Source organism: Streptomyces sp. NPDC045701 (assembly GCF_056432045.1).
The window spans coordinates 1-10,683 of record NZ_JBWKJV010000085.1 but is presented as its reverse complement, the minus strand read 5'-3'; the positions used below and the strand labels follow the sequence as shown (position 1 = coordinate 10,683).

Here is a 10,683-nt window from a genome sequence, read left to right as displayed (position 1 = left end):
CAGTTCCTTGGTGCCGTCGACGCGCACGCCCATCAGGACCAGCAGGCAGGAATGAGCCTGGGACAGGCGGATCTTGGGGTGGATGCCGTCGGCCCACACATAGACGTAATCGGATCCGTCCAGGTCACGGGACTGGAACGCATCGTGCTCGGCGGTCCACTGCTTCGTCAGCCGGGTCACAGTGGCCGGTGACAGGCCAGCTGTGCTGCCCAGGAACTGTTTCATCGCGGGCACGAAGTCACCGCAGGACAGGCCGTGGAGGTAGAGCAGGGGCAGGACCTCGCTAACCTTCGGGGACTTCCGGCACCATGGCGCCAGGATCTTCGGGGAGAACCGCTCCCGCTCCCCGGTCCCGGCGTCGACTCGTTTGTCGTTCACGCGGGGAGCGATCACCTCGACCGGTCCCGCGGCCGTGGTCACCGTCCGGGGCCGGTGACGGCCGTTGCGGACCACCAGCCGACGGCCCCGCTCGTCGCGCTGGCCGGCGAGTTCGGCTATGTACTGCTCCACCTCCGCCTCCAGGGCCGCGGCGAGCATCCGCCTCGCGCCCTCCCGGACGATCTCGTCCATCAGAGAGGTACCGCTTTCGGTGGTGCCGTCTTCGTTGACTACGCTGAGCACGGGCGTGCCTTCCCAGCCCGCGCTACAACGCGGGCCTACTCGGTGACCATGAGTCGATCACCCGGGAAGGTACGCCCTCCACATCCCACGAGGCACCCCACCCCCGGGCCGATCCACAGGTTCTGAGCATTGCTCAGGAGAGTGCACCTCAAATGATGCTTTTGCTGCATTTCGGCGCCCCTGCGGAAGCAGCCGCCCCTACGCGTTAGCCTCTATCTTTCGTGACGGTCCGTCGATATTTTCGGCGGGCCGTTTCCGTTGTTCGTGGGCCCGGCTGTCGCGTCGGTGGGCACCGCGTTCCTGGTTCCGGTCGGGGTGGTTCAGTTCGCAGGGACGGAAATGTACTGGTCAGCCGTGGTTCGGGAGAGCTTCGAGCTGCTCGGGGCCTCGGTGATGAGGTCGGTCCGGGGCCAGTGGTGTGTGAATCTCAGGTGCCGTCGGCCGCCGGTCAGCCCATCGGTGGACAACGCTCTGCTCGCGCGTGCAATAAGTTGACGTCAGAAGGAAGGGAGAATTAACTATGGGTGCACGTGTATCAGGGCGCAGGCGTTGGCTGGGTGCAGTCGCCCTCTCGGGAGCAGTGGTCCTCGGCGTGGCAACACCGTCTATCGCTCAGTCCGCAGAGTCTGCACCGGTTCAGTCGTCCACGACGTACTGCCAGCCAGTAAACAACTATACCAATGGGTACGTGATTAGAAACACCACCAATCACACTCTGACGCTCACCAATAAGCGCACGCTGGAAGACTTCCCGTGCTATGGAAAAGTCCATGGAATGGAATTGGGTAAACAAATCAAGCCCGGTGGCGAGATTTACTTTGACGTAGAGCGTGCCGCATATATTGATGACCGGGGGTCTGGCTCACATAGTGATAACTGGGCCTTTGACTTCACTGACGGGGATTACTCCTTCATCGCCGACACGAACGCATACGGCATTGATTATGGATATTCATAGGGATTTACGAGCGGCACTAGCAACACGATTACAGCCGAAATCCATATCCTTCCTGTGAGTCCCACCATTTTCACGGTTCGGCCTGGATAACCTTCGCCTCGATCTTGCATGACGGTCCGCCGACGGAGTCGGTGGACCGTTCCGCTTCCGGGTGCTGATGGCGGGCATGTCTGCGGCCCGAATGTCGCTTCGAATTGGCGCCGGGTTCCACTGCTCCGGGCTGGTCATCTTTTCGTAGGGACAGGCGAATTCGCTGGTCAGCCGGGGTTCGGCAGGGGGCGAGCCGTTTGAGCACGCTTGTGATCTCGTGGGTTCAGGGCCAGTGGCGGGCGAGGCGGAGGATGTGGCGCCGGCCGGTGCTGCGGAATTCGGCCAGAACCGCGCGAATCGCGGTCAGTGCCGTCCCGCCAGCGGTGGCGAGGGAGTGGATCAGGCGGGAGCGGGCCGGAGGCCACCCCGAGCTGCTCCAGTACCGCGACGCGACCGGCGGGGAGTGTCGCGCGGCGGGAACGGGCGTTGGACAGCCATACGCCCAGTTTCACCGCGTGCTCCTGGCCCTCATGCTCAACGCGTTCCACGTGCCCCCGGTCTCCTTGGGCATGAGACCCATTCTCTCTGATGGCTCACAACGGAGCGGCAGAGAAGTCAGAGCGGTTCACAGTGAGGATATCGCTGTGCTCCTGGTTGACGTGACTCACCCGAAGGTCCAAGCACTTTACGAGACATGGGACAACGAGAAGGTGGGCGAGCAGCAGCCGTTGAAGTGTGTGCGCCGTGACTCCTTATCCCTGGCTCCCAGGGATGCGCGGATGGCCCCGGCTTCCCCTCCCATAGCCGGGGCCGTCGTCATGCCGGATGCCTGTCCCGTCACTGTCCACCCAGGTCAGCCTGCGGACCGGGTTCGGGTTCAACGGAACTTTCTTAAGGAAAACCTATCTCGGGTCGCACCTTTGACGGGCCACGGCGATGTATGGGGCGAGATCACGCCTCAGCGCGGACGCCTTGTCTGGGGCCAATTCGATTTCGTAAGATTTACCGTCGACCGCAAAGGAGACAGTCTCCATAGCCTGTGAGGCGACAAAGCCGCTTGAGGCTGCATGCTCCTCTGCGTTTTTGTTTAGTCCTGTCTGGTTCGGAATACTGTCGAGTGACGAAGTCGCACAGTGCGTGTGTGCGTGGCAAGCGCAGGTGCACTCCATGCCGCTCACAGTCTTCGCTGGGCACGACCTATGATGGCCGGTGATGCACCAACCGAGCTTTCCCACGCCGCCTCACTTTCCAGCCGAGACTCGCTGACCAGACGACAACACCCTCACCCACGCCGAACCGCCCCTCGCGCAGGCACGGCTGGCCAAGCCTGCCGTGCAAGACGGTAGTGACCATGAGGAGCACGGGGAGACCCTGGTCCCCGTAGGAGTGGAGGGAGTCGAACCACCCTCACGCCGCGAAGGACCCCGGGTTGAATCCGACGGGTCTGCCAGTTCCCGCCACACTCCCGCGACCGCGACCGCGACCGCGACCGCAACCGCCGAGGCCAAGGCCAAGGATACCGTCTGCACTTGATGGCTAGTGCACTAAAGCACAAAGAACAGAATGAACCGGAACGGTGTGGCACCTATTGTTCTAAGCCGGAAATTCGCCTCGGTCGCAAGGCGAGACGTCTGGGTATTTCGTCGACATCTTACCTCCAGGTGTAAGATTTGGGTTCTTCATTTCATTTCCTGATACAAGCTCGGATGCCTTGATCCAGTGATCCTTTTCCAGCCTGGTTGACAGCGCAGCCGACCATACCCGGCGGGCAAACTAAAATGCAGCAGCCGACGGTTAACTTGCTGGTCGCAGGCCTCTCCCGACTAACGTTTTTCGTCGTCGGCATGCTGCACAAACGCGAGGTCAGTAAAAGCTCGCTGCAGCGCTCAACTCGCCGCCTTAACCGCCAAGTGAAGCGCTCGGTGTGCGACACGAGGTCGCACCAGGTAAGTAAGGACAGCCGTATGAAGGGAAGTTGAGGAGGCTGGACTTCGGGCCAGTGTCCAGGGCCCGTCCCCGCGCTCCCATGCGTCGCTGGTAACGGCGGGGTGTGAAGCGGAGCGTTCAAGCCCAAGAGCGTCCCGGCCATCGGGGGGCAACAGGTGAGGGGAAGGCTGGACGGGCGAACGCGAGTGAACCCTCGATGATGCCTCGTGACTTTAAGACCGCGTCGATGGCGCGTTGGCGGCGGTCACAGGACCCGGTGCTGAAAGGCGCCAAGCGACTCTGGGCCTTCGCCTCCATCACCGCCTCGCCCGGCGCCAAGGCCCACTACCGGCGCCGCCGTGGCGACCACGGAGACTGGCACGCCGCCGCCCAGCGCAACCTCTTCAACCGGATGCTCGGCACAGCCACTACAAACAACGCGGACACACTCCCTAACTGTGATTGCAGTATTAACCGTACGCCCGGCATGGCGGGGGTCGGCCGGGGAAAAGTCGCACCGGACAAAGCCGTGCGGCCGGTCTGACCAGCACGGACGGCGCCCGCCGGGGCGCCGCGGCGAAAGGCGGGCAGAGTCGATGGCAGAGGCAGTTGCACCGCAGGTGCGGGCCGCACAGCGGCGGATCGTCAGCACGGTGAACGCCTCCGGCGTGCTGAACAGCGACGGACTGGCGTTGTGGCGCGAGGTCGACTGCGGTGAGTGGAAGGCCACCGCCGCCGACATCGGCCGGGACCTGGAGCTTCTGGAAGTGCCGCACACGATCGTGACGGCGTTCCGCTTCCCTCTGGCCAACTCCTACAGCAAGGCGATGCGGCGCGGGGAGGAGGTCCGCATCGCCCGCAACGACTTGACCCCCCTGACCCGGTGGATGCCCTCGCTGAAGGAGACCATCGGCGACATCCCCGAGGACTGCCCGGGCTGGGCCTTCCGTCTGTTCCAGCCCCGGGCCGAGGGCATGGCGGTGCTCAGCCCCGCGCTGTCGGCGGACTGGCCCGCCTGGTCGAAGAAGGAGGCCCGCGTATCGGGTCTGGTCTGCGCGGAGTGCGACTGGGACCTGAGGTCAAGGACGAGACCCGGCTGCCGTACGACATCCGGCTGCCGGAGCCGAACAAGCGACGCCTGCTGTGCGGGCAGTGCTGCAACCACGGCCTGGACGAACTTCAACGGCTGGCCGCGCTTCCTGGACAGCCGTCATGACCGCCCAGGACACAACGGGGCAGGCGGCGGACACGATGCTGGTGGCCGAGCTGGTTGGGCTGCTGAACGACGCCGAGCACTACCTGCTGGACACGCCGGACCAGCGCCTGGCCTACCTGGAGCGGCGGGCGAAGCTGCTGCACCGGCTCGTGGACGCCACCGGCGATGAGTCCTCGCGCTACCTCGCGCAGGATGCCGAGGACCGCGCCGTGGCGGCCCGGGCCGGAACCGAGGCCCTGGCCGCCGAGTGCGGCGATGCGAAACCCACACCACGCGAGGGGTGAACATGGCCAGGCGCCGGCCGGAGGTCCGTCACATCCCTCCGTCCGGGCGCCTGGAGACTTCCGGGCCGTGGCGCCGGTCAGGGCCGGGGCAGCGGCAGGCCGGGCAGGTGTGGGTGCCGCAGGTGCTGCCCGCCGTCGTAGACGTGCAGCGTGAACGTCTCCGGCCCGGGTCGGCCCGCCTCGTCGTATGCGGACAACACCGCCTCGATCCGCTCCCACAGCCGCACCGGACCGCCCTCGCGCACCTCCCACCGGCCCTCGCGCGGGGTGAGGGTGGCGGCGGAGCCGGTGACCACGTCGACCAGGTGCACGACCTCGCCCACGGTCGTCATCTGCGCGTCCGGCACGGCGCACTGGGCGAGGAACAGCAGGTGGAACGCCTCCTCCGTCGCTGCGGTGATCCGCTCCGGGGAGTGCCGGGCCGCCCGGCCCGCCTCCGGTAGGCCCGCGGCCCAGTGGGCGGGGTTGCCGAATGCCGGCGCCGCGTGCGCACGCGCCGACATGAACGACACCGTGCCGCCCAGCAGGCGGCCCTCGGCGGTGCCGTCCTCGCCGACGGTGAGCAGGACCCGGGCGTAGCCGTACAGCCACCCCGACAGCGTGAGCAGGATCTTCCCACCCGGCCGGACCTGCGCGAGCAGCGCCGGGGGGACGGCGCGGAAGGAGCAGGCGGCCACGATCCGGTCGAACGACGACTCCGGCCAGTACCCGTACAGCCCGTCCGCCACCGCCAGCGTCGGGGTGTATCCGCAGGCGTACAAGGCGCTGGCCGCCTGCTGAAGCCGGTGGGGGTCGACCTCGATGGACGTGACGTCGGCGGAGCCGAGACGTTCGCACGCCAGCGCGGTGGAGTAGCCGGTGCCGGTGCCGATCTCCAGCACCGTGTGCCCTTCCTGCACGTCCGCATCGGCCCACATCCGCACCACCAGCGACGGCAGCGTGGACGACGAGGTGGGCGCCCCGCCGTGCTGTACGGCGGGCTGCTTCCAGTCGGGTTCATCGCCGTCGAACTGCGTGATCAGCGTCGTGTCGGAGTAGGCCGCGGCCAGCCAGCGGCCATAGTCGACCTCGGCGGTGACCGGCTCCCACACCGTCAGCCCCTGCCCGTCGCGTTCGTCGGCGGGCAGGTAGAAGCCCGGCACGAACCGGTGCCTTGGCACCCGCTCGACCGCTGCTAGCCAGCCGGGATCGGTGAGGGCGCCGTCCTGGGCGAGGGCCTTCACCATGGCCTCGCGCAGACGGGCGGCGTCGGTCTCCAGGTCGGCGGGCATCATCGCGCTCCGCCTCCTTCCGTGCTCGTGCTCAGGATGTCGGCGAACGCCGTCGTGATGTCGCCGGCGTCGGGCAGCCAGCCCCACTGGCCGTTGGGGTTGCACTCGATGAACACCCACTCCTCCGGGCGGTCGCCGTCGCCGGTGAGGGCGAAGTCGAAACAGCCGAAGACCAGGCGATACGCCGACAAGTAGCTGTGCAGCGCGGCCTCGACCGGCGTCGGCACCGCGATCGGGGCGTGCAGGAGCTGGTCCCAGTCGCCGCGGCGCCAGTCCAGCGCGCCGTCCGGGGCGGCGATCTGCTGGGCGAAGACCTTCTTCCCGACGACGGTGACGCGCACGTCGCCGGTCTTGGGGATCTCCGCCTGGAACAGGTGCGCGGTCACCGCGAGCGTGTCATCGAAGGTGTCGGGGTCGACGCGCTGGGCCCAGATCGCGCCGGTGTGCCCGTCCTCATCGCGCGGCAGGCCGCGGAACGTCTTGTAGATGACGGGGCCGTGTTCGGCGGCGAACTTCCGCGCGTGCTCCGCGCTGTTGGTGACCAGCGTCGGCGGAATGGTCAGGCCGAGCTGGGCCGCCCGCTGGAGCTGGGCGGGCTTGAAGTCCGCAGCAGTGACCGCGCCGGGGTGGTTCACGTAGAAGGCACCGTGCAGGTGGTTGAGGATGCCGCCGAGCCCGTGCCGGGCCTCGGCGGCGGCGAAGTCACGCTGCTGGGAGGGCAGGTGCTGGTAGCGGGCGGCGTAGGGGGTGGGGCGGCGGTAGTACACCGCTGCCACCTCCCCCAGCTCCACCTCCCGGCTGCCGGTGACCAGCCGCCCGGCCCAGGCCGGCGCCCCGGAGCCGATGCGGGCGCCGAAGGTCAGGCCGGGGCCGATGTCGGCCGGGTCGACGCGGACGACGGGCACCTCGCGCTCGTTCAGCGCGGCGATGACACGGTCCGCGGTGACGTCTTCCAGCGCGGTGACGACCAGGACGGTGGAGGCCATCGGATCAGTCCGACTCGTAGTCGGTCGTGTTGTCGTCCTGGGTCTGCGGCTGCGGCTTCTGCCCGTCGCCGCCGCCGGACATCGACGCGGTGCCGGTGGTGCGGGACGTTCCGTGCTTGCCCATCTCCACCACCTGGCCTGCGGCGTCGGCGTAGCGGGCGGTCTGCGTGGCCGCGTCGAGCGTCACCGTGGCGTACGCGGGCGGGCCGACCGGCAGCCGGTCGGAGACCAGCCGCATCGCCCATGGAGCCTGAGCTGGGGGTGCAAGCGTCGCCATGCGAGTTCCCTTCCCCTTGCCTCATGCGGATAGCCGGGCGGCCACCGCAGATGCAGAATCCGCCCCTGGGCAGGGCTCTGACCAGTACCGTAGGTGCCGCGAACCGTGGCGAAACTGCCACGCTCCGTCACGTAGGAGTCGGGGAGGGCGAGACGGCGATGACCGGCAGATCGAGCAACCCGCACCTCGCGCTGTGGATCGCGGCCACCGGCCTGTCCCACGGCGAGATCGCCCGCCGGATCGCCGCAGAAGCGAAAGCCCAAGGTCACCGGCAGATCGCACCTGATGCCACCCGCATCCGCCGCTGGACCGACGGCGAACGCCCCCGTCCGCCGGTTCCTGCGCTGCTGGCGGCCGTCATCTCCAAGGCGGTCGGTCAGACGCTCACGCCGGGTGATTTGGGCCTGACGGCCGCCGGGCCCACGCTGGATAGCATCCAGCTTCCGCTGCTGACCGAAGCAGCCGCGCAGACCCTGGCCGGATGGACGCAGATGGACCTCTTCCTCGACCGCCGCGACACCCTCAAGCTAGCCCTCGGCGCCCCGCTGATCCTCGCGGCCGAGCGGATGCTGGGCGGCAGCAGCCGTCGGCTGAACTGCGCCACCAAGGGGTTCGACGCCGACACCACCACGGCGCTGGAAGAGGTCACGGCGTTCTTCACTAAGGCCGATGCCTCCAAGGGCGGCGGCCTGTACCGCTCGGCGATCGTCGCCCAGCTCGCCGAAGTCGCCCGCCGCGTCCAGGACGGCGTCCCGCCGTCGCTGAAGGCCCGGGTGTTCGCGGCGACCGCCGACCTCGCGGCACTGGCCGGGTGGGTCAGCCACGACTGCGGCCGGTACGCCACCGCCCAGCGCTACTGGTCGTACGGCATCTACGCGGCCTCCGAGGCCGGGCAGCCCGACCGCGGGGTGGAGATCGTCACCCGCATGTCCCACCAGATGATCTACCTCGGGCACCCGGCCGATGCCCTGGGCCTGCTCGGCGTGGCCGCGAAGAAGGCGACCATGCCCGCAACACGGGCGCTGGTCGCCTCACAGACCGGCCGGGTGCACGCAGCCCTCGGCGACGAGCAAGGTGCCGAGCACCATCTTGGCACCGCTGACGAACTGGTCGCGGACGGCCTGGGCGACGTCCCCGCGTGGGTGGACTACTTCGACGCCGCCGAGCACGCCGGCGCCCGCGCGGTCTCCGCCCGCGACCTCGCCCACCTCCACGGCGACCGCCAGCTGGCCAGCGTGTTCTTCACCGACGCCCTGCGGCTGCGCAGGCCCGGCTTCGACCGGGTGGAGGTCATGGACCGTATCGGCCTGGCCGCCGCCCTGTTCACCGAGGGAGAGCCCGAGCAGGGCGCCGCCGCGGCCCACCAGGCGCTGGACGACGCCACCCGCGTCGACTCCACGCTCGTGGCCTCCCGGCTCAACACCCTGCTGGATGCCGCACGCCCGTACCGGACCACCACGGTGGACGAGGTCCGCACTCGCGCGGCGGATCTCGCTGCGGCCCGGCCGACCACGGTCGCCGCCTGAGACCATCGGACCCATGGGCAAGCACTCCCGACCCGGACCGCCGAACCAGCCGTCCCGCGCCGTCCCGCGCGTCGACACCGACGACAGGTTCGCCGCGTACAACAAGCGGCGCCGCCCGCCGCTGGACGTCCACCGCCGGCACCGGCCGTTGCACGGCGGTGGTGGTCACCTCCGCCCCGAGGAGCCGAGGGCGCTGGAGGAGTGGAACGGATTTTCGTACGAACCTGCGGGCACCGCCGCGAACCTCGCGGCGGCCGTGCGGTGGGTGAACGAAGGGGAGGACGCGTGATCCCGCTGCCGCCGCATCGTACGAAGGGGCCGGGCGTGCTCGGCGCGACCCCCGAGCAGCCCGTCGGGCCGTTCGGCCGCTGGCCCGGGCCCGGACCCGGGAGCGGCGAGGACGAGGACCAGGGCGAGCCCGAGGAGGAACATCCAGCCGGAAACCGGGGGTAGGCCGCCCTGCCACCGGGACAAGATCCATCTCAGCGCAGGCGGCTGTACGCGCCGGCGACACCACCACCAGGGGGGGACCCGACATGGGCAAGACGACCAAGAAGGCCAGGCAAACGCCGCCGCTGTCCGCCGACCGCGTCCGCATCGGCTGGCAGGGCCCAGCCGGCACCTGCATCCGCCTGGCCCGCGGCCAGGACGTCGAGGCGGCGAACGCGCTGATGGCCACCACCGGCGACGGCGTCAGGATCATCCCGGTCCTGCAGGCCGCCATCGAGGACGGCTCGGCGTCCGCCATGCTCGCCGGGCTCGGCGGAGCCGGTACGAAGGCGTACCACGACGCCGCCGCCCATACCTTCACCGACCGGCCCATGAACGAGGCCCTGACCACCGTCTCCCTGACGCTGGTCGCCACCGACGAGCAGGACCGCACCGTCGGCGTACTCTCCGCCACCGCCCCCGGCACCCTCATCGACATGGCCATGAACAACGGCTACACCGCCGAGAAGGCAATGGCCCTGAGCCTGTTCGTCGCCAAGATCCACGGCGTGGCCGTCGCCGAACACGCCCGTGGCCAGGGCATCGTCGTCACCACCCTGCTCAAGCGGACCTGGCAGGTCCACTAGCAACTCGGCTACTTCCTGCTGTACGGCTCGTACGAGGCCGAGCGCGATCTGTCCGCCTTCTACACCCGGTGCGGCTACACCGTCCACGCCCCCGGCGAGACGTTCTCCCTGGACCGCATCGCCCTGCCGTTCCGGCTCGGGGCAGGCGATGACCAGTGCGCCTTCACCCGCTGGCGCCCTCGTCACTGATGAGGGCCCCGAATCGGGGCCCGCTCACACCCGGCGGAACGTCAGTGCCTCTGCCACGGATATCTCAGCGGCTTTCATCGACCGGCAGCCGGACCGCGTGGTGCGCGGATTAGGGCTCGCGCGAAAACTACTTCCTTCAGCTCGGGCGTGTCGCGTCGGCCCGTGGGGTCGCGAGCACCGTGTAGTTCCAGTCGGGATGGAAGATGTGGCGGCTGAGCAGGGTTTTCTCGAAGACCTTCATGTCCTTGTCGCTGATCTTGATGCCCTTGGGGTAGTCGCCGAGACCGAGCCTGGCCTCCACGGTCAGGCCGGTCTTCGTGGTG

At 68.4% G+C, this 10,683-nt stretch carries 12 protein-coding genes and 2 pseudogenes; 8 read left to right on the top strand and 6 right to left on the bottom strand.

Features of this window, described 5'->3' with window-relative positions; translation table 11 throughout:
• Positions 1 to 621, bottom strand: a 621-nt coding sequence (locus tag AC07DW_RS31900; protein WP_478861140.1) for a transposase, incomplete at its 3' end; no start/stop codon positions are given.
• 688 nt (positions 622 to 1,309) lie between these two features.
• Between AC07DW_RS31900 and AC07DW_RS31895 the strand changes: the two genes are divergently transcribed.
• Both AC07DW_RS31895 and AC07DW_RS31890 read left to right on the top strand, forming a co-directional pair.
• On the top strand, positions 1,310 to 1,579 hold the full coding sequence (locus AC07DW_RS31895) for a hypothetical protein (RefSeq protein ID WP_478861139.1): 270 nt from the start codon (positions 1,310 to 1,312) through the stop codon (positions 1,577 to 1,579).
• 662 nt (positions 1,580 to 2,241) lie between these two features.
• Positions 2,242 to 2,337 (top strand): annotated as a pseudogene (locus AC07DW_RS31890) (GNAT family N-acetyltransferase); the annotation flags it as partial.
• A gap of 174 nt (positions 2,338 to 2,511) precedes the next feature.
• On the opposite strand, the gene AC07DW_RS31885 reads toward AC07DW_RS31890, so the two are convergent.
• Positions 2,512 to 2,643, bottom strand: coding sequence for an Lsr2 dimerization domain-containing protein (locus AC07DW_RS31885; protein WP_478861141.1), 132 nt, complete (start codon positions 2,641 to 2,643; stop codon positions 2,512 to 2,514).
• A 1,172-nt stretch (positions 2,644 to 3,815) separates the two neighbouring features.
• On the opposite strand from AC07DW_RS31885, the pseudogene AC07DW_RS31880 reads away from it, so the two are divergent.
• From AC07DW_RS31880 to AC07DW_RS31870, 3 genes and pseudogenes are all read left to right on the top strand, one after another.
• A pseudogene (locus tag AC07DW_RS31880) lies at positions 3,816 to 3,956 on the top strand (IS110 family transposase); the annotation flags it as partial.
• A 639-nt stretch (positions 3,957 to 4,595) separates the two neighbouring features.
• A complete protein-coding gene (locus tag AC07DW_RS31875) occupies positions 4,596 to 4,751 on the top strand; it encodes a hypothetical protein (protein WP_478861138.1) in 156 nt (51 codons plus the stop codon).
• Positions 4,748 to 5,035, top strand: coding sequence for a hypothetical protein (locus AC07DW_RS31870; RefSeq protein WP_478861137.1), 288 nt, complete (start codon positions 4,748 to 4,750; stop codon positions 5,033 to 5,035). Before AC07DW_RS31875 ends, AC07DW_RS31870 begins: the two co-directional genes overlap by 4 nt.
• 77 nt (positions 5,036 to 5,112) lie before the next feature.
• Here AC07DW_RS31870 and tgmC read toward each other — a convergent pair whose 3' ends face one another.
• The 3 genes from tgmC to AC07DW_RS31855 are packed head-to-tail and all read right to left on the bottom strand — an operon-like array spanning position 5,113 to position 7,569.
• On the bottom strand, positions 5,113 to 6,309 hold the full coding sequence (gene tgmC / locus AC07DW_RS31865; protein ID WP_478861136.1) for an ATP-grasp peptide maturase system methyltransferase: 1,197 nt from the start codon (positions 6,307 to 6,309) through the stop codon (positions 5,113 to 5,115).
• A complete protein-coding gene (gene tgmB / locus AC07DW_RS31860) occupies positions 6,306 to 7,292 on the bottom strand; it encodes an ATP-grasp ribosomal peptide maturase (RefSeq protein WP_478861135.1) in 987 nt (328 codons plus the stop codon). Before tgmB ends, tgmC begins: the two co-directional genes overlap by 4 nt.
• Before the next feature lie 4 nt (positions 7,293 to 7,296).
• The gene (locus AC07DW_RS31855) at positions 7,297 to 7,569 is read right to left on the bottom strand and encodes a putative ATP-grasp-modified RiPP (RefSeq protein WP_478861134.1); all 273 of its coding nucleotides are present in this window, start codon (positions 7,567 to 7,569) and stop codon (positions 7,297 to 7,299) included.
• Positions 7,570 to 7,727: 158 nt separating this feature from the next.
• Between AC07DW_RS31855 and AC07DW_RS31850 the strand changes: the two genes are divergently transcribed.
• The 3 genes from AC07DW_RS31850 (at position 7,728) to AC07DW_RS31840 (ending at position 10,171) form a co-directional block, all read left to right on the top strand.
• Complete coding sequence (locus AC07DW_RS31850) at positions 7,728 to 9,095, top strand: Tat pathway signal protein (protein ID WP_478861133.1); 1,368 nt, start codon at positions 7,728 to 7,730, stop codon at positions 9,093 to 9,095.
• Positions 9,096 to 9,108: 13 nt separating this feature from the next.
• Entirely contained in the window at positions 9,109 to 9,384 is a 276-nt protein-coding gene (locus tag AC07DW_RS31845) for a DUF6087 family protein (RefSeq protein WP_478861132.1), read from the top strand.
• Between the two features lie 247 nt (positions 9,385 to 9,631).
• Positions 9,632 to 10,171, top strand: coding sequence for a GNAT family N-acetyltransferase (locus AC07DW_RS31840; protein ID WP_478861131.1), 540 nt, complete (start codon positions 9,632 to 9,634; stop codon positions 10,169 to 10,171).
• Between the two features lie 325 nt (positions 10,172 to 10,496).
• Here the strand turns inward: AC07DW_RS31840 and AC07DW_RS31835 are convergent.
• Positions 10,497 to 10,683 (bottom strand): ISAzo13-like element transposase-related protein (locus AC07DW_RS31835; RefSeq protein ID WP_478861130.1); only part of this gene is annotated, 187 nt, incomplete at its 5' end.

Coding starts and splice junctions, on each gene's coding strand:
- tgmC (WP_478861136.1), bottom strand. CDS start 6,309: ATGATGCCCGCCGACCTGGAGACCGACGCCGCCCGTCTGCGCGAGGCC.
- AC07DW_RS31845 (WP_478861132.1), top strand. CDS start 9,109: ATGGGCAAGCACTCCCGACCCGGACCGCCGAACCAGCCGTCCCGCGCC.
- AC07DW_RS31870 (WP_478861137.1), top strand. CDS start 4,748: ATGACCGCCCAGGACACAACGGGGCAGGCGGCGGACACGATGCTGGTG.
- AC07DW_RS31850 (WP_478861133.1), top strand. CDS start 7,728: ATGACCGGCAGATCGAGCAACCCGCACCTCGCGCTGTGGATCGCGGCC.
- AC07DW_RS31840 (WP_478861131.1), top strand. CDS start 9,632: ATGGGCAAGACGACCAAGAAGGCCAGGCAAACGCCGCCGCTGTCCGCC.
- AC07DW_RS31855 (WP_478861134.1), bottom strand. CDS start 7,569: ATGGCGACGCTTGCACCCCCAGCTCAGGCTCCATGGGCGATGCGGCTG.
- AC07DW_RS31885 (WP_478861141.1), bottom strand. CDS start 2,643: ATGGAGACTGTCTCCTTTGCGGTCGACGGTAAATCTTACGAAATCGAA.
- tgmB (WP_478861135.1), bottom strand. CDS start 7,292: ATGGCCTCCACCGTCCTGGTCGTCACCGCGCTGGAAGACGTCACCGCG.